Annotated in this window: 17 protein-coding genes; 14 read left to right on the forward strand and 3 right to left on the reverse strand. The window is 54.7% G+C overall.

Going from position 1 to position 24,330, the window contains the following annotated elements; genetic code table 11:
* The first annotated feature begins 3 nt into the window (after window positions 1-3).
* From O9H85_RS09950 to O9H85_RS09960, 3 genes are all read left to right on the forward strand, one after another.
* Window positions 4-1,164, forward strand: coding sequence for an N-acetylglucosamine-6-phosphate deacetylase (locus O9H85_RS09950; protein WP_269881178.1), 1,161 nt, complete (start codon window positions 4-6; stop codon window positions 1,162-1,164).
* Between the two features lie 37 nt (window positions 1,165-1,201).
* On the forward strand, window positions 1,202-1,969 hold the full coding sequence (locus tag O9H85_RS09955) for an SIS domain-containing protein (protein ID WP_269881179.1): 768 nt from the start codon (window positions 1,202-1,204) through the stop codon (window positions 1,967-1,969).
* A 525-nt stretch (window positions 1,970-2,494) separates the two neighbouring features.
* Complete coding sequence (locus tag O9H85_RS09960) at window positions 2,495-2,812, forward strand: ABC-2 family transporter protein (RefSeq protein WP_269881180.1); 318 nt, start codon at window positions 2,495-2,497, stop codon at window positions 2,810-2,812.
* Between the two features lie 5 nt (window positions 2,813-2,817).
* Here O9H85_RS09960 and O9H85_RS09965 read toward each other — a convergent pair whose 3' ends face one another.
* Window positions 2,818-3,675: an AraC family transcriptional regulator gene (locus O9H85_RS09965; protein WP_269881181.1), complete on the reverse strand. Its 858-nt coding sequence runs from the start codon at window positions 3,673-3,675 to the stop codon at window positions 2,818-2,820.
* Window positions 3,676-3,908: 233 nt separating this feature from the next.
* Here O9H85_RS09965 and O9H85_RS09970 point away from each other — a divergent pair, with 233 nt between their 5' ends.
* The 11 genes from O9H85_RS09970 (at window position 3,909) to O9H85_RS10020 (ending at window position 20,590) form a co-directional block, all read left to right on the forward strand.
* On the forward strand, window positions 3,909-4,094 hold the full coding sequence (locus O9H85_RS09970) for a hypothetical protein (RefSeq protein ID WP_269881182.1): 186 nt from the start codon (window positions 3,909-3,911) through the stop codon (window positions 4,092-4,094).
* A gap of 85 nt (window positions 4,095-4,179) precedes the next feature.
* Window positions 4,180-4,428, forward strand: coding sequence for a DUF7667 family protein (locus tag O9H85_RS09975; RefSeq protein ID WP_269881183.1), 249 nt, complete (start codon window positions 4,180-4,182; stop codon window positions 4,426-4,428).
* A gap of 211 nt (window positions 4,429-4,639) precedes the next feature.
* Window positions 4,640-4,804, forward strand: coding sequence for a hypothetical protein (locus O9H85_RS09980; RefSeq protein WP_269881184.1), 165 nt, complete (start codon window positions 4,640-4,642; stop codon window positions 4,802-4,804).
* Window positions 4,805-4,819: 15 nt separating this feature from the next.
* Window positions 4,820-10,582, forward strand: a complete 5,763-nt coding sequence (locus tag O9H85_RS09985; protein ID WP_269881185.1) for a HAMP domain-containing protein — start codon at window positions 4,820-4,822, stop codon at window positions 10,580-10,582.
* Between the two features lie 304 nt (window positions 10,583-10,886).
* On the forward strand, window positions 10,887-11,828 hold the full coding sequence (locus O9H85_RS09990; RefSeq protein ID WP_269881186.1) for a TRM11 family SAM-dependent methyltransferase: 942 nt from the start codon (window positions 10,887-10,889) through the stop codon (window positions 11,826-11,828).
* Between the two features lie 121 nt (window positions 11,829-11,949).
* Window positions 11,950-12,993 (forward strand): hypothetical protein, encoded by a 1,044-nt coding sequence (locus O9H85_RS09995; protein ID WP_269881187.1) that lies wholly within the window; start codon window positions 11,950-11,952, stop codon window positions 12,991-12,993.
* A gap of 200 nt (window positions 12,994-13,193) precedes the next feature.
* Window positions 13,194-14,834, forward strand: a complete 1,641-nt coding sequence (locus O9H85_RS10000; protein WP_269881188.1) for a response regulator — start codon at window positions 13,194-13,196, stop codon at window positions 14,832-14,834.
* Between the two features lie 15 nt (window positions 14,835-14,849).
* Window positions 14,850-16,625: a cache domain-containing sensor histidine kinase gene (locus O9H85_RS10005; protein ID WP_269881189.1), complete on the forward strand. Its 1,776-nt coding sequence runs from the start codon at window positions 14,850-14,852 to the stop codon at window positions 16,623-16,625.
* Complete coding sequence (locus O9H85_RS10010; RefSeq protein ID WP_269881191.1) at window positions 16,622-17,608, forward strand: substrate-binding domain-containing protein; 987 nt, start codon at window positions 16,622-16,624, stop codon at window positions 17,606-17,608. The genes O9H85_RS10005 and O9H85_RS10010 overlap by 4 nt, the downstream gene beginning before the upstream one ends.
* Before the next feature lie 572 nt (window positions 17,609-18,180).
* On the forward strand, window positions 18,181-19,224 hold the full coding sequence (gap, locus tag O9H85_RS10015; protein WP_269881192.1) for a type I glyceraldehyde-3-phosphate dehydrogenase: 1,044 nt from the start codon (window positions 18,181-18,183) through the stop codon (window positions 19,222-19,224).
* Between the two features lie 268 nt (window positions 19,225-19,492).
* Window positions 19,493-20,590, forward strand: coding sequence for a tartrate dehydrogenase (locus tag O9H85_RS10020; protein ID WP_269881193.1), 1,098 nt, complete (start codon window positions 19,493-19,495; stop codon window positions 20,588-20,590).
* Window positions 20,591-22,152: 1,562 nt separating this feature from the next.
* On the opposite strand, the gene O9H85_RS10025 is transcribed toward O9H85_RS10020, so the two are convergent.
* On the reverse strand, window positions 22,153-23,256 hold the full coding sequence (locus tag O9H85_RS10025) for a GerAB/ArcD/ProY family transporter (RefSeq protein WP_269881194.1): 1,104 nt from the start codon (window positions 23,254-23,256) through the stop codon (window positions 22,153-22,155).
* Window positions 23,240-24,313 carry a Ger(x)C family spore germination protein gene (locus O9H85_RS10030; RefSeq protein ID WP_269881195.1) on the reverse strand — a complete coding sequence of 358 codons (1,074 nt, stop codon included), beginning with the start codon at window positions 24,311-24,313 and terminating at the stop codon, window positions 23,240-23,242. Before O9H85_RS10030 ends, O9H85_RS10025 begins: the two co-directional genes overlap by 17 nt.
* Window positions 24,314-24,330: the final 17 nt, after the last annotated feature.

The following is a 24,330-nucleotide window of genomic DNA, read 5'->3' on the forward strand; positions in this document are numbered from 1 at the left end:
AGCATGCAGGAGAAAGTAACGGTGATCACCGGAATTCATTATAGAACGGAACAATCCGTTTCATTATATTTGGAAGACGGACGGATCAAGGAGATCGTGCCCCTGCCTGCGGAGAGAAGCGGTTCCGCTCTCCCTTGGATCGGTCCGGGACTGGTGGACCTTCAGATCAACGGGTACGGCGGCGCCGACTTCAACACGATTCCTCTGCCGGAGGGGACGGTCGAGCGGGCGACCCGCGCTTTATGGCAGGAAGGGGTCACCTCGTATTATCCGACGGTGATCACCAACGGCGATGAAGAGATTGAGCAGGCGCTTCGCACGATAGCCCGGGCCTGCGCATCGGATCGTGTATCCGCGGCTGCCGTGGCGGGCATTCATCTGGAGGGGCCGTTCATTTCGTGCGAGGACGGCCCTCGGGGCGCCCACAGCGCAAGCTATGTGAAAGCGCCGGATTGGGAGCTGTTTGAGCGGTGGCAGGAGGCGGCGGAGGGACGCATTCGGATCGTTACGCTGTCTCCCGAATGGCCGGATGCCGTCCGATTCATTGAACGCTGCGCCGCGCAAGGCGTTACGGTATCGATCGGCCACACGTCGGCGACGGAGGAGCAAATCGCAGAAGCGGTGCAGGCCGGGGCGCGCATGTCGACCCATCTGGGCAACGGCGCGCATCTGGCCTTGCCCCGTCATCCGAATTATATATGGAGCCAGCTGGCTCAGGACGGACTATCCGCCTGCGTCATTGCAGACGGCTTTCATTTGCCGGACCCGGTGCTCAAGGTCGTGTTCCGAACGAAGGGCGAGCGGGCGATGATCGTCAGCGACGCCGTGTATCTCAGCGGCATGGCGCCAGGCGCCTACGAGAGCCACATCGGCGGCAAGGTCGTGCTGACCCCGGAGGGGCGGCTTCATCTGGCGGAGAACCCCAGCCTGCTGGCCGGTTCGGTTCAGCTGCTGCCGTCCGGCATTCATCATCTCGCGAGCCGCGGCCTGGCCTCATTCGCGGAAGCTTGGGAGATGGCGTCGGTGCGCCCCTCCGCGTTCATGGGGCTGACTGCGCAGCGGGGGCTGGAGGTTGGTGCGGCGGCCGATCTGGTCCTGTTTGACCGAGACGATCAAGGAATTTCGATCCGGCACACGTATAAGGCAGGGCAGAAAGTATTTTGACGGGATTCCGATTCCGAAAAAAGGAGCGTGACATGGGATGGAAGCGGCAAAGGCCGGCGTGATGACGCAATATTTTCATAAAATCATACAGCATCTGGAGGTTCTCCATCAGGAGGAGCAGCATCCGGTCCGGGCGGCGGCCCGGATGCTGGCTGACCATATCAAGCAGGACCGGCTGGTTTACGCCTACGGGCCGGGCGGGCATTCGAATCTGGGCTCGCAGGAAATCTTTTTCCGCGCCGGAGGGCTGATGCATATCAGCGCCATACTGGACGAAGGCACGCTGCTCAGCGGAGGCGCCTTGAGGTCGATGGCGATGGAGCGGACGCCGGGCTACGGGCGAATCGTCCTGGACGATTACGGTCTGGGCGAAGGCGATCTGCTGATCCTCATCAACGCTTACGGCATCAATGCGGCGCTGATCGATGCGGCTTTGGAAGCCAAGGCCAGAGGGGTGAAGACGATCGGCGTAACGTCCGTGAGGCACGCGAAGGCGACGCCTCCGGACCACCCGGCTCGGCATCCCTCCAAGCAGAACCTGTATGAGCTCGTCGATCTTGTGCTCGATAGCCGGATCGAGGTAGGCGACGCCGTGGTAGAGATCGAAGGGCTGGACCAGCGCGTCGCGGCGATGTCCACGTTCGCCAACGCGTTTTTATTGAACTCGCTTGTGGCTGAAACGGTGGACCTGCTCGTGCAGGAAGGCGTTCATCCGCCGATCTGGATGAGCGGCAATGCCAGCGGGGGCGACGCCGCCAACGCGCGCTTCATCGAGCGGTTCAAGGGGAGAATCAAGAAGCTGTAGCCGGAAGAGAGAGTCTCTGAGGGAAAGCGCTGGGATAAACGGATTAGAGGCGGATGAGAAATCATCGGTCTCTTTTTTTGTCCGTAGAAATCGTTCCAGCTCCTCTGTTGCCCGGTTTACAGGCTATAGTGACCCTAGGTTCCTTTGTACTGAACCCGGGTTCACTAGATCCAGGGATTCCGCCGGTTTACAGGCAACAGTTACCTTGCGTTCTCTACTAGTGAATCCGGGTTCGCTAAAAGTACGCTTAAGTTCATTACAGCAGCGTCAAACGATGCACGACCGTCGTTAGTGACCTTAGGTTCCTTTATACTGAACCCGGGTTCACTAGATCAAGGGATACCGCTGGTGTACAGGCTGTAGTGACCTTGCGTTCTCTACTAATGAACCTGGTTTCGCTAAAAGTACGCTCAAGTTCATTACAGCAGCGTCAAACGATGCACGACCGTCGTTAATGACCTTAGGTTCCTTTGTACTGAACCTGGGTTCACAAGATCCAGGAATTCCACCGGTTTACAGGCAACAGTGGCCTTGCAATCCCTACTAACTACTGAATGGCGATACCCTCCCAAATGCCCATCTCAAGCGCACAAGTCCCACAGGTCGCCACTGTACGATTTCACACGGTACCCGCTGGAGATCTTTCATCCGGTGCTGCGGGGGCTGCTGACCTATGTCATTCCGTATGCGCTCGGCAGCTTCTTCCCTGCCGCTTATTTGCTGCGCCCGCATCAATACGATTGGGCGGCTTGGGTGGTGCCGGTATCGGCGGTCGGCATCATAGCCATCGCTTATTGGATTTGGGCGCAGGGGCTGCGGCGCTATTCCAGCGTGGCGGGATGAGGCGGTCAGCCGCTTGTACTGCGGTACTGCAGCGGGGTTGCCCCGTATTTCTTCTTGAAGCTGCGGCAAAAGTATGCGGCATCGGAAAAGCCGGAGGTTTGCGCAATCTCGCTGACAGGCAGAGTGGAGGTGCGGAGGAGGAGGCAGGCCTCTTCCAGCCTTCTTTTTCCTATATATTCCATGATGGTGCTTCCCGTCGTCTTGCGGAACAATCGGGACACATAGCTCGGAGAGAGATGGACCTCCTCCGCCAGCTTATTCAATTGAAACTCCTCGATAAAATGCTCCTCAACCCATTTCATGATTTTCTCGATATGCCGCGTGGACCGGGCGGGTAACGCCTGCTCGGTTGGGACGGACTGAATATAGATGCGGGTTTTGAAGTAAGAAAGGAACTGCGCCCAGTAGCCGTAGAAGTGCTCCGTGCGTTCCGGCTCCGGCATCAGCTTCAGCGTCTCATGGAACAAGCCGAACAGACTGCGAAGATCCGCATCCTGCCGTTCGTCCAGGCGGAAAACCTGGTCGTTCGGCTTCTGTTCCGCGAGGGTCGCGACGAACTGATGCAGCGTGGGAAACAGCCGGGCGAACCGGTCGCTATCCTGCAGTCTGACTTTCAGAACGGTTCTGGCATAAGGGAAGTCCATATGCAAAAAGTGCTCTTGGAACGGCTGATAAAACATCAGCATAGGGGGTTCGATCCGGTAATAGCGGTCATTCAGGACAAGCTGCCCCGAGCCTTCGTGAATGTATAGAAATTCGATGCCGTCATGGGCATGAAAGTACTCGCGAGGCCTTATCGTCTCCCTGACGTTATGGGCCAGGTGAAACCTTTTCAACCAAGGCAAGGGGGTTACCCGGGACATCATTACACCTCCTAAATAACGGAATGGAAACGCATTCAATGTAATTTATTGTAGCATATCAAATATTGTAACGTCACATCGAGGGAACAGATTGATTGTAAACGCTATCATGAAAAGGACATTTCAGTCCAATTTCATCAAAACCTTCTTCAATCGGAGCCATGCTACAATGTGGGATGAGCTCAGGTTATGCGAAGTCGTGTAAGGGAGGTAGACGGGTAGACGCCTGAGCCATGCTGCTCAAGGAAGGACAAGCCGTTTATGGCAGCAAAGGGAAAGCGTACGGTCCTTTCGCCGGCCGGGTGGTTCAGATGACCCGGCCAACCGGGGACAAGCACCGCAGCAAACAGCTTATTCTAAACTGCGACCAATCCAAAGAAGCGAAAGGTGGTTTCCATACGGAACAAATAAGAATCTAACGCATCTTTATCCTCTGTCTAAAGTCTATTCCCGCTGCCCATACTGGAAGGTAGGAAGAAAACGGATGAGAGGGGATGGGGTACGATGTTATCCGTGCATTGGCGGCTCGCCGAATTGTGGACGCTTCAGCAGCAGCGGGAGTTGACGGAGGACGAGACATCCGAAATGTCGGCCTGTCTGCATTATAATGCGATCTATGCCCGCAAGCTGGCCGGTTTGTACAATCTTTCGCTGGCCGCTTCCATAACGGCGGATACGGAATGGCAGCACCGCATTTGCGAGCAGATTGAGAAATTGGAAGGGCAAGGGGTGCAATATCCCGAGTTCCGTTAAATATGTCAAGAACAGCAGTCGGGGCGATGAGGCTTTTCATCGTCCCGGCTGTTTTTTGTTTGATCCTGGTCCCTCCTTCGGCAATTTATTTTCGCTATAAAAATGTCAAAAGGGTGTTTAATCTTCCCGATTCGGTGGTAAATAGGAAGGAAATCTGTCTTCTACCGGAATTTGAAATCGGTGGGGACACGGTGCAGGGGGCAGCATGATTATGCAGCCGCTTGCAAAGACGATGCCGTTCACTACAACCGGCAAGAAGTCGTGGTTTATCGGTATTGAATTACAGTGCCGGCTGCATCGGGGCTCCCTCAAAAAAACGAGCCTCGGCAGCTGGTATTCTGGCGTTGACGGAAAGCGTTTATCCCAGTACACATAGGAAGGACTAAACTCTATGTCAGAACAGGAACTGAATCCGGGAATACCGCAATCCTCTTCATCTCCAGACCAGCTGAACACAGGCGAATTATTGAATGCGTTGATGGCTTTAAAGAAGGGCAGCTTCGCTTACCGGATGCCTTATGACTTGACGGGAATCGCCGGCAAGGTGGCCGATACTTTTAATGAAATTATGGATATGCAGGAAGGCATGGTCAACGAAATCCAATCGGTGGCCAAGGTTGTGGGCAAGGAAGGCAAGCTTTCCCACCGGTTCTCCCGTAAAAATACGGGCGGCTCCTGGGACTCGGTCGTCGATTCCTTGAACGGACTCGTCATCGATTTGACGCAGCCGACGAGCGAGATGGTCCGGGTAATCAACGCCGTAGCCCAAGGGGACTTGTCCCAGCAGGTGGAGCTCGAGATTGAGGGCCGGGCGCTCACCGGGGAATTCTACCGTACGGCGAACAATATCAATATGATGGTGAACCAGCTCTCGACCTTCGCCTCCGAGGTAACGCGGGTAGCGCGGGAGGTCGGTACGGAAGGGATTCTGGGCGGGCAGGCGGACGTGAAGGGCGTATCCGGCACCTGGAAGGATCTTACGGACAGCGTGAACAACATGGCGAGCAACCTGACCGATCAGGTCCGGAACATCGCCGCCGTTACGACGGCCGTGGCGAAGGGCGACTTGTCCAAGCAAATTACGGTGAACGCCAAGGGCGAAATTCTGGAGCTGAAAAATACGATCAATACGATGGTGGAGCAGCTGTCGACGTTCTCCTCCGAGGTGACGCGGGTGGCGCGGGAGGTCGGCACGGAAGGGAAGCTGGGCGGCCAAGCGGATGTGAAGGGCGTATCCGGGACGTGGCGCGATTTGACCGAAAGCGTGAACTACATGGCCTCGAATTTGACCGACCAAGTACGGAACATCGCGGTCGTGACGACGGCGGTAGCCAACGGGGACCTGTCGAAGAAAATTACGGCCGACGCGCAGGGCGAAATCTTCGAGCTGAAAATTACGATCAATACGATGGTGGACCAGCTCTCGACGTTTGCCTCCGAGGTGACGAGGGTGGCGCGGGAGGTCGGCACGGAAGGAATTCTCGGCGGCCAGGCGGAGGTGACGGGCGTGGCGGGCACCTGGCGGGATTTGACCGAGAGCGTCAATTACATGGCGACGAATTTGACGAACCAGGTCCGCAATATCGCCGAGGTCACGACGGCCGTGGCGAAGGGCGATTTGTCCAAGCAGATTACCGTTGACGTCAAAGGCGAGCTGCTGCAGCTGAAAAGCACGATCAATACAATGGTGGATCAGCTCTCGACGTTTGCGTCGGAGGTGACCCGGGTGGCCCGCGAGGTTTCGACTGAAGGGATTCTGGGCGGGCAAGCCGACGTAAAAGGCGTATCGGGTACCTGGAAGGATTTGACCGACAGCGTGAACTTCATGGCGGGGACGCTCACCGATCAGGTGCGGAATATCGCCGAGGTCACGACTGCGGTCGCCAAGGGGGACCTGTCCAAGCAAATTACGGTGGGCGCCCGCGGCGAAATTCTCGAGCTGAAGAATACGATTAATACGATGGTGGAGCAGCTTTCCACGTTCGCCTCCGAGGTAACGCGAGTGGCGCGCGAGGTAGGTACGCTCGGGATGCTGGGCGGACAAGCGCAGGTGAAGGGCGTGGCGGGCACGTGGCGCGATTTGACCGAGAGCGTAAACTACATGGCCTCGAATTTGACCGACCAGGTGCGTAACATCGCGGTCGTGACGACGGCGGTCGCCAACGGGGATCTGTCGAAGAAAATTACGGCCGACGTTCAAGGGGAAATGTTCGAGCTGAAGAATACGATCAACACGATGGTGGACCAGCTCTCCACGTTTGCCTCCGAGGTGACGCGGGTGGCGCGCGAGGTCGGTACGGAAGGGAAGCTGGGCGGCCAGGCGGAGGTGAAGGGCGTCGGCGGCACGTGGAAGGATTTGACAGAGAGCGTCAATTCCATGGCGAGCAATTTGACCGACCAGGTTCGCAACGTTGCGGACGTCACCACGGCGGTCGCGAAAGGCGACTTGTCGAAGAAAATTACGGTCGATGTCAAAGGCGAGATGTTGCGGCTCAAGAGCACGATCAATACGATGGTGGACCAGCTTTCGAACTTTGCCGCCGAGGTGACTCGCGTGGCGCGGGAGGTCGGGACGGAAGGGAAGCTGGGCGTACAGGCGGACGTGAAAGATGTCTCCGGAACGTGGAAGGATTTGACCGATACCGTCAACTATATGGCGAGCAATCTGACCAACCAGGTCCGGAACATCGCGGGTGTAACGACGGCGGTCGCGAACGGCGACTTGTCGAAGAAAATTACGGTGGACGTCAAAGGCGAGCTGCTCGAGCTGAAGAACACGATCAATACGATGGTGGACCAGCTGAGCTCGTTCGCCTCCGAGGTGACGCGGGTGGCGCGTGAGGTCGGTACGGACGGCAAGCTCGGAGGCCAGGCGCAGGTGCGCGGCGTCGGCGGGATCTGGAAGGATCTCACCGATAACGTCAATATTATGGCGACGAACCTGACCGACCAGGTGCGCGGCATCGCGAAGATCGTGACGGCCGTCGCGAACGGGAATCTGAAGCAGCAGCTGACGGTCGACGCCAAAGGCGAGATCGCGGAGCTGACCGATACGATCAACAACATGATCGAGACGCTGGCGACGTTCGCCGATCAGGTAACGACCGTGGCCCGCGAGGTCGGTGCGGAAGGGAAGCTGGGCGGTCAGGCGAACGTTCCCGGCGCGGCTGGGACGTGGCGCGATTTGACCGACAACGTCAACTATATGGCGAGTACGCTCACTACGCAGGTGCGCGCCATCACGAACGTAGCGACCGCGGTAACGAAGGGCGACCTCTCGCGAAGCATCGACGTGGCGGCCGCGGGCGAGGTGGCGACCCTGAAGGACAACATCAACGAGATGATCCGCAACCTGAAGGAGACGACCCGCATCAATACCGAGCAGGACTGGCTTAAGACGAATCTCGCCAAATTCTCGCGCCTTCTGCAGGGACAGAGGGATCTGTATGCGGTCAGCCGCATGATCCTCTCCGAGCTGGCGCCGCTCGTTTCGATGCAGCATGGGGTATTCTACATCAATGAGCCGGTCGGCGGAGAGCCGGTCCTGAAACTGTTCGCCAGCTATGCGTATCAGCAGCGCAAGCATCTCGCGAGCGAATTCCGCGCAGGCCAAGGCCTCGTAGGGCAATGTCTCATCGAGAAGCAGCGGATTCTGCTGACGAATGTCCCGAACGATTACGTCATGATCTCCTCGGGACTTGGCGAGAGCACGCCGCTCAATATCGTGCTGCTGCCGATCATTTTCGAGGATCAGGTGCTGGCGGTGCTCGAGCTGGCTTCGTTCCGCGCCTTCAGCGAAATCGACGTCGCGTTCTTCGACCAGCTGACGGAATCCATCGGGATCGTCATCAATACGATGCAGGCGAACCAGCGGACGGAAGAGCTGCTTATGCAGTCCCAATCGCTTACCGAAGAGCTGCAGAAGCAGCAGATGGAGCTGCAAAATACGAACGAAGAGCTGGAGGATAAAGCGAAGCTGCTCGTCATCCAGAAGGCCGAAGTAGAGAGCAAGAACAACGAAGTCGAAGTCGCCAAGCGCTTCCTCGAGGAGAAAGCCGAACAGCTTGCGCTTACGTCCAAATACAAATCCGAATTTCTGGCCAACATGTCTCATGAGCTGAGGACACCGCTGAATTCACTGCTGCTTCTTGCCGAGCAGCTGTCGGAGAACCCGGATGCGAACTTGTCCGAGCAGCAGGTGAAATTCGCCAAGACGATTCAGGACTCGGGACTCGAGCTCCTGAATCTGATCAACGATATTCTCGATCTGTCCAAAATCGAATCCGGCACCATCACGCCGGACTACAGCGAAGTTCCGGTGAACGAGCTGACGGACGGACTCGACCGCACCTTCCGCCATATGGCGGAGAGCAAGAAGCTCGAATTCCGCATCAAGACGGAGGCGAATATCCCGCCCTTGATCGTAACCGATCAGAAGCGGCTGCAGCAGATCCTCAAAAATTTGCTGTCCAACGCCTTTAAATTTACGGAGGAAGGACAAGTCATGTTCTTGATCCGCCGGGCCTTGGACGGTTGGACGCCCGACAACGAGCGGCTGAACCGTGCGAAGCTGGTGATATGCTTCTCGGTCAGCGACACGGGTATCGGCATCGCTCCGGAGAAGCAGCAGATTGTATTCGAGGCGTTCCAGCAGGCGGACGGCAGCACCAACCGCGAGTATGGCGGCACCGGTCTCGGTCTGGCCATCTCCCGCGAGATCACTGCAATGTTGGGCGGCGAAATTACGCTGTACAGCGTCGTCGGCAAAGGCAGCACGTTCAATTTGTATTTGCCGCTCGATCACGATTTTACCGATCCGAAGCCAAAGCCCAAATACGTTCCCGAGGTCATTGACGTGACCCCGCCGAAGCAGACGCGCACCGCTCCGGCGCCTGTGGACAACGAAATAGCCGACGACCGGGATCACATCAAGCCGGGGGACCGTGTCTTCCTCGTCATTGAGGACGATCGGAAGTTCAATGAGATTTTGCTCGATTTGCTGCGGAAGAAAGGCATCAAGACAGTCATTTCCTCCACGGGAACGGATGCTTTGGAGCTCGCGCGGCGGTTCCATCCGGTCGCGATTACGCTCGATTTGCGCCTGAAGGAGACGGACGGCTGGCTCGTGATCGAGCATCTGAAGAACGAAATCAGCGTTCGTCACATTCCCGTGTGCGTCATTACAGTGGAGGAGGATGAGATCGGGCTGCTGCAGAAGGGCGTATATAAGCACATCTGCAAGCCGGTAACGAACGAAGAGCTGGAGAATGCACTCGATCAGCTGAACCAATATGCGGACAAGAGTGTTCATCAGCTGCTCGTGACCGTAGGCGACGAAGAGCGGCGCAAGCAGATGGTGGACATGGTCGGCAGCAAGGACGTCCAAACGATCTCCGTCGATACCGGACGCAAGGCGCTCAATCAGCTGAACAGCAAGGCCTTCGACTGCGTGCTGATCGACAGCGATCTGCCGGATATGAACGTCATTCAGTTCGTGCGCGAGATGCAGAAGAATCTGAAGAATAAATATGTGCCGCTCGTGCTGAACCGCAGCACGAAGCTTTCACGTGACGAAGAGACCGAGCTGGAGGAGCTAACGAAATCGGCCGTGATCAAGGAAGTGAAGTCGCCGGTGCAGATCATGGACGCGACGACCCTGTACCTGCACCGCAAGGCGGAGGATTTGCCCGAGAATACGCGGCAGACGCTCGTGAAGCTGTATCAGTCGGACGAGATGATCGAGTATAAAAAGGTGCTCGTCGTCGACGACGACGTACGGAACATTTTTGCCCTGACGACGATTCTAGAGCGCCACAACATGAAGGTCATCCCGGCCGATAACGGCCATGATGCGATCGCCTTTCTGGAGCAAACGCCGGACATCGATATCGTACTGATGGATATTATGATGCCGGTGATGGACGGATACGAGACAACCCGGGCGATCCGCGAGAAGCCGGAATTCAAGGAGCTTCCGATCATCGCGCTCACGGCCAAGGCCATGAAGGGCGACCGGGAGATGTGCCTGGAGGCGGGCGCTTCCGATTACATCACGAAGCCGGTCAACAGCGCACAGCTGCTGTCGATGATCCGAAGCTGGGTAAAGATCGACGAGCCGCCGGCGGTGAAGATCGCTCCGCCGTTCCAATATTAGCGCGAGAACCGCAGGCTGCCGGCGATTGGCCGAGTCTGCGGTTTTTTTGGTTGATAAAAATTTATAAGTTTTCGTAGCTTATAGCTTCGCATCAACCTTGGTAAATGCGCTGCTCCTTGTAAGACAAGGACGGTGTAGCCGTTTATCCTGGCGGCTTTGCAGCCGGCGGGAGGATTGTTGCTGGGTGCCGGAGGGCACGAGAAAGGAGGCATTTCGACAAATAGCGGTGCGGCGTTCTCTTTTGGTATGATAAGAGCGGATCAACAGGACGAACTGCTATGGGCGGAATGGGGCTGTCTAAGAGATGAACAATCATTTATATACGTATGCCTGCCACGAGGATGAGCAGGAGCTGTGCGGGCTGGAGCTGCGGATGCTCTTCGGCGTGACGCCGGCGGACGGGTACTTCTTCAGCGCGCGAAGCCTGGACCCGAGCCGAAGCCCGTTCATCAAGCGGAAGCTGACGGTCATGCACGAGGCCGACAGCCTGGAGGAGCTGGCTGAGCTAGCCGCCGCGATACGATTGGACGGGGCTACCTTCAAGGTCGTGTTCGTGGACACGGATGACGGCTTCGCTTATGACGAGCGGCGTTCCTTGGAACGCCAAGTCGGTGCCCGTCTGAGGGGGAGGGCGGAGATGCGGACGCCGGAGCGGCAGTTCGGGCTGGCATTCGCCGCAGGGAGTTGGCGGTTCGGCGAACTGGCCGGGAATGAGGCGGTCTGGCTGAAACATAACGCGAAGCCGCAAAATTATTCCACGGCGCTCAGCACCCGGGTGGCCCGGGCTGTCGCCAATATCGCCGTACCGGACCCGCGCGGCATCCGCGCCGTTGATCCGTGCTGCGGCATCGGCACGGTTCTGATCGAAGCGCTGTCCATGGGGATCGGGATCGAAGGCTTCGACATCAATCCGCTGGCGCTTCGCGGCGCGCGCGCCAATCTGGCGCATTTCGGTTTCCCGGATGTCGTCCACCTGCACGATATGCGCATGCTCAGCGGGCGCTGGGATACCGCCATCCTGGATATGCCTTATAATTTATGCTCCGTATTGCCGGAGGAGGAGCAGCGGCAGATGCTGGAGAGCGCCCGCAGGCTTGCGGGACGCGCCGTTTTCGTGACGACGGAGCCGATGGACGCGGGGCTTCGGCATGCGGGTTTTACGGTTTTGGACCGGTGCATCATCCGCAAGGGCCGGTTTGCCCGTCAGGTGCTCGTGTGCGAACAAGCTTTCCTCCCTTTTATCTGAATTTAAGGTAACTTTTAGGACTGGCTAATGTTGGTTTCATGGGCATTTCATAAATGGGGTCTAAACTTCTAGATGTAAGGCAAGCAACACAAAATCTAGAGACAAAGGTGGAAGAGGAACCATGAAACCAATCGGCAAAAAATTGATGACAGGCACGATCGCAGCTGCATTCTTAATCGGAGGCGCCGGCGCGCTGCACATTACGCAAGCGAATGCGGCGACGGGAACTTTAACCGCCGACAGCACGACGAAGGCAGCGAATGACCAAGGCAAACGAGGACATGAAAATAACTTGCTGAAACAAGCCGCTACGATTCTTGGCGTGGATGAAGCGACGATTAAAGACCAGCTGAAGCAGGGCAAAACGCTGGCGCAGATCGCCCAGGATAAGGGCGTCACGGAGGACGTGCTCCTGCAGAAGCTGACGGATGCCGAGAACCAAAAGATCGATGCGGCCGTTACCGCCGGTAACATCACGCAAGCCGAGGCGGACAAGCGGAAGTCCGGTCTGGCCGACAAGCTGAAGAAGGTCGTGGAGAACACCGGCTTCGGCAAGGAAAAAGGCGAGCACCGCGGCTTCGGCCGCGAGGGCAAGCTCGCGAAGCAAACGGCAACGATTCTTGGCGTGGATGAAGCGACGATCAAGGACCAGTTGAAGCAGGGCAAAACCCTCGCTCAAATCGCCCAGGATAAAGGCGTGACGGAGGACGTTCTTCTGCAGAAGCTGACGGATGCCGAGAACCAGGCGATCGATTCGGCTGTCACCGCAGGCAAAATCACGCAGACTCAAGCGGATAAGATGAAGTCCGGACTTGCGGACCGCTTGAAGAAGGAAGTAGAAAATACGGTGAAGCATGAAGGTCATGAGAAAGGCCGCCACGAAGCCTTCGCCGATCCGGCTGCCCTGGCCAAAGCTCTCGGAATCACGAAGCAGGAGCTGATGACGGCATTGCAGTCGGGCCAATCGGTTGCCGAGCTTGCGCAGTCCAAAGGGATCAGCGAGGATCAGCTGATTACGACGATCAAGGACGGTATGACGGACAAGATCAAGAAGTTCGTCGAGAAGAAGCATCAGCCGAAAGCAAGCGAAACGTCGAACGCTGCGGACTCTGCAGCGACGCCAGCCGCTCCTGCGGCTACGGCTTCTCCAGCCGCCCAATCCTAAGCGAACGACCAAAAGAGCTGTCCAAAGCGAAAGCGGGCAGCTCTTTTTCTATGGAGCCTTATTTATAATCCCCAAGCATGGCAGGCAGCAACTCCCTGCTTACACAAAGGAAGTCACTTGTGTTAACCTTGGTGTAGGCAGTAGATTTGCCGATTGGAAACGTTTACAGGCGGTTTGAATGATAGAGAGGGAGAACAAGCATGTATAAGCTGCTCTTAGTGGAGGATGAAGCGGACGTTCGTGAAAGCGTCATCCAGGAAATCGATTGGACCGCCTACGGCTTCGAGGTGGTAGGGGACGCCGACAACGGCAGGGAGGCGCTGGAGCTGATGGAGCGGACGGTGCCGGACGTCGTCCTGACGGACATCAAGATGCCGTTCATGGACGGATTGCAGCTTTCGGAAGCGGTCAAGGAACGGTACCGGGCGACGAAGATTGTGATCCTGACCGGCTTCGACGAATTCGAATATGCGCAAAAGGCAATCAAGCTGCACATCGACGAGTATGTGCTGAAGCCTTTTTCCAAAGAGGAGCTGATGGAAGCGCTTGCTAAGGTGAAAGCGAAGCTGGATCAGGAGATCGAGCAGATGGAGAACGTTCATTTGCTGGAGGAGCATTACCGCAAGAGTCTGCCGGTGCTGCGCGAGGTATTTCTCGGCTCGCTCGTCACGCGGAAGCTGCCGCGGGCGCAGCTGATGGAGCAGGCGGAGAATTACAACGTCGACCTGACGGGAGCGGGGTACGTCTGTGCGGTGCTGAGCCTGGACAATCCGTCGGGAGCGGAGGAGGAAGCGAAGTCCGTATCCGTTTCCTTGAAGCATTCCAAAGATAAAGATCTGAAGCTGTTTGCGGTATTGAATATTGCCCAGGAAATCGCGGAGCAGGCCGGCCAGCGTCTTGTTTTTCTCCTGAACGGACAAGTCGTTCTGCTCATGGTATCGGATAACGGCGACCGGGACGAGGTGATGCACCAAACCGTTCAGCTGCTGGAGGAAATCCGCCAAAGCATCGACAAGTACTTGAAATTCACCGTTACGATCGGCGTGGGAACGGTTACCCCTGAAGTGACGCACGTCAGTTACTCGTACAAGGATGCCGTTCTGGCGCTCGATTACCGCTTGATTCTGGACAACAACCGGATTATCTGCATCAACGACGTGGAGACCCGGCTCGTAGAGAAGCTGCGCTTCGACGAGCTGAAGGAGCATACGCTGATCCGATGCATCAAGGTAGGCAGCGCCCAGGAGCTGAAGGACGTCGTGGACGAGCTGTTCCACGGCGTCTCGGAGACGCCGGTTTCTTTTAAGGATTACCAAATCTATCTGCTCGAAATCATTACCGCCATACTTAAAGCGGCCAAAGCGGGAATCGGGCTGGAAGAGGTGTTCGGGGGCGATTTCAACCCGTTCACGGAAATATACCGGTTCACGAACTCGCAGGAAGCGAAGGAATGGATTTATAAGCTGTGCTCCGCCGTGATGACGAGTATCGCGAGCGGACGGCAGTCCAGCTACAAGACGCTGGTGGATCAGGCCAAGGAATTTACGAAGAACCACTACCACGAGACGGATATTTCGATCAACAAGGTGTGCAGCCATTTGCATATCAGCCCCGGTTATTTCAGCAGCATATTTAAAAAGGAAGCCAAAACGACGTTCGTCGGTTATTTGCTGCACATTCGGATGGAAGCGGCCAAGGAGCTGCTGCGCACGACGGACATGAAGGCGTTCGAGATCGCGGAGAAGGTCGGCTACGCCGATCCGAACTATTTCAGCTTCAGCTTCCGCAAGCATGTCGGGGTTTCCCCCAAGGAATACCGCAGCGGCACGGGAGACGGCTAAGAGGCAGGTGAAAGCATGTATCGTTGGTTCAAGCGATGGATCGTTCCAAACGACCGGCAGCGGGTGAAGAGCATACAGTTCGTCATTACCGTGTCCTTCACGCTGGCGACCGTGCTTGTCATGCTGTTCGTCGCCTTCGTGCTGTACAACAAATTCGCCCGGACGGCGGAGCAGAACGCCTACCTCAGCAACCAGCAGATCGTCGAGCAGGTCAATTACAACCTGGAGATTTATCTGAAAGGAATGGCAGATATTTTCGAGCAGCTCGACCAGCATATTCGCCGCAGTCCTTCGGTACCGAACGACCGCCTGCTGGAGCAGCTCGATACGATCATGCATACGCGCGAAGATCTGGTGTCGCTGGCCTTGTTCACGACGAACGGCACACCGCTGACCGGCCTTCCCAATGAACCGCTGCGGACGACGAGCCGGGTGACGGAGCAGAGCTGGTTCCGTGCGGCCATGGACAATCCGAATCATCTCGCCTTCTCGGTTCCGCATATTCAGAACCTGTATAAAGGCGAGTACAAATGGGTCGTTTCCATGAGCAAAATGATTACGATCGACCGCGGCGGCACGCCCTTCCCGGTCGTTCTTCTCGTCGACATCAACTTCAAGACGATCGACGAGCTGCTGCATCGCGTCAGCCTGGGGAAGAAGGGCTACGTCTACATCATCGACGAATCAGCCGGCAATATCATTTACCATCCCCAGCAGCAGCTCATTTATATCGGGCTCAAATACGAAAATGTGGAACAGGCGCTCAAATATACGTACGGCAGCTACGAGGATTTGTCGACCGGCGAGAAGCGGCTTATTACGATCAAGACGGTCAGCAGCGTCGGCTGGAAGGTCATCGGCGTCTCTTATATGGATGAGATTATGACGACGCAGAAGGAAATCAGCGGCTTCATCTCCTGGCTCCTGCTGTTCGTGGTCGTATTCGTGCTGTTCATCTCGGCCTACATGTCGGCCCGGATCTCGCTGCCGATCAAGCGCCTCGAGAAGTCGATGCGCAAGGTGGAGCAGGGCGAGTTCGATATTCATCTGCCCGTGAGCGGCGAGGACGAGGTCGGCCGGCTGTCCCGCCGGTTCAACCTGATGGTCGGGCGGATCGGCCAGCTGATGGATCAGATCATCGAGGAGCAGGAGGCCAAACGGAAGAACGAGCTGGAAGTGCTGCAATCGCAGATCCATCCGCACTTCCTGTACAATACGCTGAATTCCGTCGTGCGGATGGCGGGGACGGGAAAGACGGAGGAGGTTGTGACGATGATTACGTCGCTGTCGAAGTTTTTTCGCATCAGCCTCAGCCGCGGCAAGCATATCATCAGCGTGCAGGAGGAGCTGGAGCACGTCCGCAATTACCTGGTCATTCAGAAGATCCGGTATAAGAACCAGTTCGAGTATGAGATCGAAGCGGAGCCGGAAGTGCTTGTCTGCCGGACGCTGAAGCTGATCCTGCAGCCGCTCGTGGAGAACGCCATTTATCACGGCATCGAAATGATGCAGGATACCGGGCTGATCCGCATTACGGCGGCGGCCATCGGCGGCAGGCTGCGCCTGCAGGTGCAGGATAACGGGCTGGGCATCCCGCCCGGGAAGCTGGAGCATCTCTTGACGGGACCGTCCCAGCCGGGCGAAGGCTCCGGAGTGGGCCTGCGCAACGTACACGATCGAATCCGCCTCTATTACGGAGAGGAGTATGGACTGCAGGTGGAGAGCGAGCGGGAGGAAGGCACGACGGTCATGATCTGGATGCCGATCGTGCGGGAGGAGGCGAACGAATGAGCGCCGTAAGGTTATGCAGCCGGAAGAAAGCCTTATCGGCGGTGCTGCTGGCGGTAGGGCTGCTTGCCGCCTGCTCGCCCGCTTCCCCGCCGGGGTTGCCGATGGAAGCGCCGAAGAAGAGCGTAATGCTGGTCATGAAGATGAAGAATAACGAGTATTGGAAAACCGTACAGATGGGGGCCGAGGCCGCGGCCAAAGAATTCAATGTCAGTTTGAACGTCCAGGCCACGGAGCAGGAGGAGGATGTCCCAGGGCAGCTCGCCCTTCTGAACAAAGTGCTACAGGAAGGAACGAACGCCATCGTCCTGGCCGCGAACGACTATGAAGCGCTGGTCGAGCCGGTGGAGCGGGCGGTATCGCAGCGCATCCCCGTAATTACGATCGACTCCGAAGTCCATTCAGGCAAAGTGAAGAGCTTCATCGGCATTAACAACTTCGAGGCGGGCCGGCAGGCGGGAGAGAAGCTGATCGCGCTCACGGGACCGCAGGCCCGGATCGCCGTATTCGTCTCGGGAAAAGGCGCCAAGAACATGGCTGAGCGGGAACAGGGGTTGCTCTCCGCGGTCGCCAATAATCCCCGCGTGCAGCTGATCACTAAGGAGGATTGCAGCGAGGGTCCTCAGCTGTGCGAGGAGCTGACCATGCCGCTCTTGAAGAACAAGATCGACGGCATCGTCGCCCTGAACGCCGTCACCTCGATCGGCGTAGCCAAGAAGGTCGAGGAGCTGGGAGCCGGCGGCAGGACGAAGCTCGTCACCTTCGATACGACGCCGGAGGAGCTGGAGTGGCTGCAGGATGGCGTCATCCAGGCGACGATCATGCAGAATCCGTTCAGCATGGGCTATCTCGGCGTGAAGCATGCCGTCGACGCCATGGCCGGCAGGAAGGTGCCGCCGAGGGTAGAGACGGATACGAAAGTGATCGACGCGGAGAACATGTTCTGGTCGGACAACCAGAAGCTGCTGTTCCCTTTTGTGAAATAAACCCACGCACCGCGCGTCAAAACTAGACAAAATCAATCAATTTACCTACCTTGAAACGTTGTCAAAGGCGGATATAATTAGAATCATCCCCCCGGAAAAAGGAGGACAACGTGATGGAATCAGGCCGCTCTGCCGTGAGAGGAATGATGTTCGGATTGCTGCTCTCCGCGCCTCTATGGGGGTTGATCGTCTGGTTGTTCGTGAGGTAACGCAAACGTTTGAATAAGCACGCTAAAGGACCGTTCGGGCAACCGGACGGTTTTTTATTTGTTCAAGACCGTATGGATGATGATCTCAGGATAACGGTTATCGGGGGAATATAAATTGTATCATATTTTTAAATAGTATGTAACATATATAGCTAAAAAGAAAATAATGTGATACTATAAAAGCGAAATGAGCAGCAGTATTCCATAATTAATCGGAAATGCAAGGTTGGAACGAACAGCGCTCGCCAGGACATGCTCATTCATGATTTCCCGTGCGGAGCTGAAAGCGTTTTTCCGGACAGCTTGAGAACACATAAGAGCAGGGACGGCCGATCCCTGCACCGACAAAAAGGAGGAAGCAGCATGTCTAATACGGTTGGCATCAGCGGAATGGGGAGAATCGGACGCCTGCTTGTGCGCAGCATATTTTCGGAGGCCGAACCTAAGGTTCAGCTTAAGGCGATCAACTGCACCTATCCGGTTCAAACCATCGCACATCTATTGAAATATGATACAGTCCACGGTAGATGGCCGGCGGATATAGCCGTACAGGACGATGCGCTTGTAATTAACGGGCACCTCATCCGGATCGTGTCCGAACGAAACCCGGAATGCCTGCCGTGGGGCGAATATGGCGTTGACCTTGTGATCGATGCGACGGGAAAATTCAACCATCGCGAGGGGGCGATGAAGCATCTGGCCGCCGGCGCGTCCCGCGTGCTGATCACGGCCCCGGGCAAGGATATGGATTTGACTGTAGTGATGGGCGTGAACCATGAGATGTACCGTCCCGGGGAGCACCGGCTCGTCTCCGCCGCCTCCTGCACGACAAATTGCTTGGCGCCGGTGCTTCATATTCTGGACAAGGCGTTCGGCGTGGAGTCGGGCTGGATGACGACCGTTCATTCGTACACGGCGGATCAGAATCATCTCGATAACCCGCACAGCGATTTGCGCCGTGCGAGAGCTTGCACGGAATCCATTGTTCCTACCTCGACGGGCGTCGGCAAGGCGCTTAGGGACGTGCTGCCGCATTTGGCCCCGCGCATTCAAGGCCTATCCCTCCGAGTCCCGACCCAAGACGTCTCGCTGATCGACCTGACGGTACGCGTCTCCCGCACGGCATCGCTGGATGAAGTGAGGAGCGTCTTCCGCCAAGCCTCCGAAGGCGAGCTCTCTCCTTATGTCGGTTATGCCGAGGAGCCGCTCGTATCATCGGATTACATCGGCTCCTCGCTATCGGCCGTTATTGACGGTCTTTCCCTCATGGTCATGGGCGACCAGATCAAGGCGCTCGCATGGTACGACAATGAGTGGGCCTATGCGAACCGGGTCGTGGAGCTGGCGGGACGAATGGCTGCTGTGGGGGCGGACGCTCCTGAACGGCAAGCGACGCTTGCCATGTAACAGGCTGGATGGCATAGCTCAAGAGAGTCCTCTTCCGCGATGGAGAAGCGGCGTCGGCCGTATTCCATCTCAGGTTAAGCAAGCTGATTAACCGTTCGGGTTTTCCGAACGGTTATTTCTTTTTGGCTGCAACAGCTCTGGGGGAATCCGGGGACGGCTGAGCTCCGTTCGAATTGGCACGCTTCTTGCATGAAACATCATTGCGAAGGCGGCCAAGCTGCCTTGTCCGCAATGGACAACGAGAACCGAATAAAGGAGCTGGCGACAGATGAAGAAATGGAACATTGCTGTCATTCCCGGAGACGGGATAGGACCGGAAGTGGTGAGCGAAGGGATTAAGGTACTTCAGGCCGTATCGGAGCTGAACCCGGCGTTTGCTTTTGACTGCGCGTATTTCCCTTGGGGCTGCGAATATTATGCAAAGCACGGCAAAATGATGGACGATCACGGGATGGAGCAGCTGCGCGCCCATGACGCGATCTATCTCGGCGCCGTCGGTTACCCGGGCGTGCCCGATCATATTTCGCTATGGGGGCTGCTGCTCAAGATTCGCAAGGAGTTCGATCAATATGTCAATATTCGTCCGATCCGCCTGTTGTCCGGCGCTCCATGCCCGCTGCGCGACGCGGCCAAGGAGGACATCGACATGCTCTTCATCCGGGAGAACAGCGAGGGCGAATATGCGGGCGCGGGAGATTGGCTGTTCCGCGGGAAGCCGGAAGAAGTGGTCCTGCAGACCGGCGTCTTCTCCCGGAAGGGGACGGAGCGGATCATTCGTTACGCTTATGAAACGGCCCGCAGCTTGAATAAATTGCTTACCAGCGTCAGCAAGGGTAATGCGCTAAACTATTCGATGGTGTTCTGGGACCAGGTGTTTGAAGAGGTCGGCAAGGAATATCCGGATGTAAAAACGTACTCCTACCTGGTCGATGCGGCCAGCATGTTCATGATCAAGCAGCCTCAGCGGTTCGAGGTGGTCGTCACATCCAATCTGTTCGGCGACATTCTGACCGATTTGGGCGCGGCCATTAGTGGCGGACTGGGGCTCGCGGCGGGAGCGAATCTGAATCCGGACCGGCGGTACCCGTCCATGTTCGAGCCGATCCACGGCTCCGCCCCCGATATTGCAGGCCGGGGGATCGCGAATCCGCTGGCGGCCATTTGGTCGGTGAGCCAGATGCTCGATTTCTTCGGGTATCCCGATTGGGCCGAGGCCGTGCTGAGGGCGATCGAGCAGGTGCTGACCGATCGGGATACGCTGACACCGGATCTCGGCGGAACGGCCGCTACCGCGGAAGTGGGGGATCGGGTCGTCGCCGCCTTAACAGGCCTTGTCCGCCGGCATGAGTTGAAACCGGTTCAGTGAGTCGCATCCGCCCGGGGAGGGGCCGACGATGGTGAGCAGGGGATTCACTGAGCGCATCGGGTCGCGTGAGCAGGTTCGCTAAACGCTACAATCGTAAGAGCAGTTTCGCTATATGCAGCAATCGCGGGAGGAGGCCGGCGGTAGCGAACCAGGGCTCACTACAAAGGAACGCCGGTTCACTAACTGCGGTTCAACGCAGCTGAAGAGTCGATTAGAGAACCTCCGGTCCCACCTTGCGAACGCAGGTTCGCTAGTAGCGATCTTTGGTTCACTACTCGCACAGAATCGCGGAAAAGGCCGACGGTAGCGAACCAAGGCTCACTACAAAGGAACGTCGGTTCACTAACTGCGGTTCAACGCAGCTAAAGAGCCGAATAGTGAGCCTCCGGTCCCACCTTGCGAACGCAGGTTCGCTAGTAGCGATCTTTGGTTCACTACGCGACCAGAATCGCGGAAAAGGCCGATAGTAACGAACCAAGACTCACTACAAAGGAACGTCGGTTCACTAACTGCGGTTCAACGCAGCTGAAGAGTCGAATAGTGAACCTCCGGTCCCGACTTGCAAACTCATGTTCGCTAGTAGCGAACTGTGGTTCACTACGCGCACAGAATCGCAGAAAAGGCCGACAATAGCGGACCAGGGTTCATTACAAAGGAATATTGGTTCATTACCTACAGCTTCACTACGCACTACCTTACTACTTAAGGTTCTACGGACTACCTTACTACCCGCAGTTATATGCACTACCACTATCCGCGGTTTGCCTTACCTGCGGTTCTACGCATTGCCTCATGTCTTGAGGTAATATGCATCGCCCCTACAATTGGAACAGCCATAAAAGTTATCTTTTTCGACTACGGGATATTGACATTTAATGCACGGCCCAATGGATATCTTCTCCAGTGATTCAGGCTTTTTAAGATCCAGTTTCCAATCATCTTTCATATACAACATCATTTGATAAATACCGTATTGACCCTTCATCTTGACTACAAGTTCCTGTTTATTCAAAAGAGCCGGGACCGCCTTTGAGGTAATTTTTACTCCTCTATACAACTTAGGAAGTGTAAACTTACATCCCTCCTCTTTGCCGTTATAACCTGAGCAGCAGTAAAACTACTCTTTATCAACTAAATCCTTTTTGCAGATCGGACATTTCTCTACGGTCAATTCCGGATTATCTATATAAATTCCCCGGGTAGCCAACTCATGTACTTTCTTATTATAGGGGTCCCGCCATATTTTAACGAAAATATACGCTAAGCCCTGAAGACTTTCGAGTAAGTACTTCAAACCTTATAACCAGTCAGTTATGACGCATGCAGGAATTATTGGTGGGATGAAATAAACATGAAGAGTTTATGAACAAAAACAAAAAAAGCCTTGATATACCAACAAAATTGGCATTCAAGACTTGAAATTTTGTCTCAAACATGTCACATCAAATATCTCATTCAAAGCCGTAAACAGTCTCAATTATAGACGTTACCCACAGCATTCGAAGTGAGTTAGTGAACTATTCATAATTGTAGCGGACCGGGTGATTGAGTGAGTGGGTATCTTATTTAGCCGAACCGAAGGAACGGAGCATTTTACTACGGATCAAAAAAAGTATAAACATTAAGGGGATGTAGCCATACAGGAAATAAAAACCAAGCCCTGCAACGAACCTGCTTAACTCATCTACCTTTATACGATCGTTGAATTGAAGGACTGCAATAAAGAAGGTTATGAGTATCCAAGGCAGCGACGTGCTGGGTTTGAGATTCATTACTCTTTTCATAATGCGCGTACAGCTCCAAATGGAAATGCACATGGACGGGATAATAATGATAAACCAACAAAAAATAAATAGAAATTCGAACCTTTCGGCAAAGGGAAACTGAATAATCTTCGTTTCCACTAAAATGGGGTAGAGCGTTTGTTGTAATAGCCCCTGACTATAATACAACAAGGCTGAAACGGTTATAAAAGCGACTTGTAGAGTAGTAAAAAGCAAGCCTAAATGGGCCCATTTTGCATGTTTATCAGCAGGTCTTATAAACGGAAAGAAAACGAGCAGCGATTCAAATCCAATAAACAAATCGGAAGCAGCTTTAGACGTTTTAAGCAAGTCAGGAAGGGAATGGTTCCATACAGGTAATAAATAGGTCGGATTTCCATATTTAATCGGGAAATAGTTGAGAGTAAAAATTAAAGATGAGATGAGTACTGCAAAAAAAGCAACCCCTGTTAAAACCCTGAACCCTCCGGATACGATATAATACATGATGCTAAGGAATATGAAGGACAACTCCCACGTTCTTACAGTTGGAAATACCCACACCTGCAGAACATCTATGTACGTCCGCAAGGAGGACAATGCCAACATGAAAAAATATCCGATCATGAGAAGCGATACGGCATTTCCAAACAATTTACCGAAAATCATTCGATGCAAAACTATTACATCTTTTGCAGGGTTATCCAGCATCTTATACATCATCCAGAGAATCACATGCAGGGATATCCCCATGAAAAGAACCGAAATCCAAGCATCATGACCTGCGTCTTTAAATACGAAAATCTGAGAACCGATAGGCCCAACGCCAATTGGAGTAGAATGAATTAAAAAAAACGCGAAAAATCCGGAAATCAAGTAATTCTCCTTAATGCTGCTCTGCACCGATACCAACTCCCGATTGCGTAATTGTAATCTCCGTTTTCACTTCAAATTTGAGGTTCGCGTACGTCTTTTTGCTGAACTCCTGCTCGTTCCAAGTTCTTTCCCTGCTCCTAAACAGCTCTCCAAAGCCAACCGGATCAACGTTGTTCATTTGGAATGTTTTCAAAAGTACGTTAATTTCGTTGGAAACATGTTGTTCAATTTGTTTCTTCAGATCGAGAAAATCGCTTTTATCAATGATGCTTTTTGTTTTGGGGATTTCCCTTGGTTCTATATGTAACATAAGAGAAATGACTACTTTGTCATGCTGCTTAGGGGATAAGTTACGTTTACCCTGCAATATTTTGAAAGCAATCTTCTCTTTTTGTTCTGTTATGAAATCATAATAGCCCGTCATCGTTCCCGGTTTGTCCTTAAGAAGTTTAAGAAAAAATGCTTCTTTATCGGTTAACATGAGACGTAATTTATCTCCCTTGAAGACACCGACGCCATCCATCTGCAATAAGCCGTTTTTGTTTTTATTCAACACGGGTAAGAATACGTCTTGACCTTCTCCATAATATTGATCCAGCAATTGATGCGTATTTGTAAAGGGAGTATTTCCATCCTCCATGTTCTGTTTGACCATATCGGATAAAAAGAATGGAGGATTTCGTGCGATATCGGACACAATCTCACTTGCCTTTTGTTTGGTGATTAATACAGTTGCGTTATTGCTTACGAGCGGATCGCGAAGAAGGCTACTGGCAAGCTCTTGAATGCTTCTTCTTGCAAATTTTTCGCTAATGACGAACGTCCGCAATTGTCCAACCACGACTTGGGCATCCGATTGTGCCGCAAAGGGAATCCATACCCCTTTAAATGTTTTTGATTCGGCAGTAAATAACCGTAACCGCGTTTTCTTTTCATATGCGGCGTAAGAGGAGCTGCTCCTAAATGTATCTCCATCCATATCGTAGCCGATGCTATCCATAATTTTGATACGATCGATGATTTGTTCTTTTGCGCATCCGGAAATAAGGAAACAAAAGAAAAGAGTCGGAACATACATTTTCATTGACGGCTTATTCCTTT

Source organism: Paenibacillus gyeongsangnamensis, from assembly GCF_027533625.1.
GTDB lineage: Bacteria > Bacillota > Bacilli > Paenibacillales > NBRC-103111 > Paenibacillus_G > Paenibacillus_G gyeongsangnamensis.

Excerpts from the sequence above, each read along its gene's own strand:
- O9H85_RS09950 (WP_269881178.1), top strand. The coding sequence starts at position 4 with ATGCAGGAGAAAGTAACGGTGATCACCGGAATTCATTATAGAACGGAA.
- O9H85_RS09955 (WP_269881179.1), top strand. The coding sequence starts at position 1,202 with ATGGAAGCGGCAAAGGCCGGCGTGATGACGCAATATTTTCATAAAATC.
- O9H85_RS09965 (WP_269881181.1), bottom strand. The coding sequence starts at position 3,675 with ATGTCCCGGGTAACCCCCTTGCCTTGGTTGAAAAGGTTTCACCTGGCC.
- O9H85_RS09970 (WP_269881182.1), top strand. The coding sequence starts at position 3,909 with ATGCTGCTCAAGGAAGGACAAGCCGTTTATGGCAGCAAAGGGAAAGCG.
- O9H85_RS09975 (WP_269881183.1), top strand. The coding sequence starts at position 4,180 with ATGTTATCCGTGCATTGGCGGCTCGCCGAATTGTGGACGCTTCAGCAG.
- O9H85_RS09980 (WP_269881184.1), top strand. The coding sequence starts at position 4,640 with ATGCAGCCGCTTGCAAAGACGATGCCGTTCACTACAACCGGCAAGAAG.
- O9H85_RS09985 (WP_269881185.1), top strand. The coding sequence starts at position 4,820 with ATGTCAGAACAGGAACTGAATCCGGGAATACCGCAATCCTCTTCATCT.
- O9H85_RS09990 (WP_269881186.1), top strand. The coding sequence starts at position 10,887 with ATGAACAATCATTTATATACGTATGCCTGCCACGAGGATGAGCAGGAG.
- O9H85_RS09995 (WP_269881187.1), top strand. The coding sequence starts at position 11,950 with ATGAAACCAATCGGCAAAAAATTGATGACAGGCACGATCGCAGCTGCA.
- O9H85_RS10000 (WP_269881188.1), top strand. The coding sequence starts at position 13,194 with ATGTATAAGCTGCTCTTAGTGGAGGATGAAGCGGACGTTCGTGAAAGC.
- O9H85_RS10005 (WP_269881189.1), top strand. The coding sequence starts at position 14,850 with ATGTATCGTTGGTTCAAGCGATGGATCGTTCCAAACGACCGGCAGCGG.
- O9H85_RS10010 (WP_269881191.1), top strand. The coding sequence starts at position 16,622 with ATGAGCGCCGTAAGGTTATGCAGCCGGAAGAAAGCCTTATCGGCGGTG.
- gap (WP_269881192.1), top strand. The coding sequence starts at position 18,181 with ATGTCTAATACGGTTGGCATCAGCGGAATGGGGAGAATCGGACGCCTG.
- O9H85_RS10020 (WP_269881193.1), top strand. The coding sequence starts at position 19,493 with ATGAAGAAATGGAACATTGCTGTCATTCCCGGAGACGGGATAGGACCG.
- O9H85_RS10030 (WP_269881195.1), bottom strand. The coding sequence starts at position 24,313 with ATGAAAATGTATGTTCCGACTCTTTTCTTTTGTTTCCTTATTTCCGGA.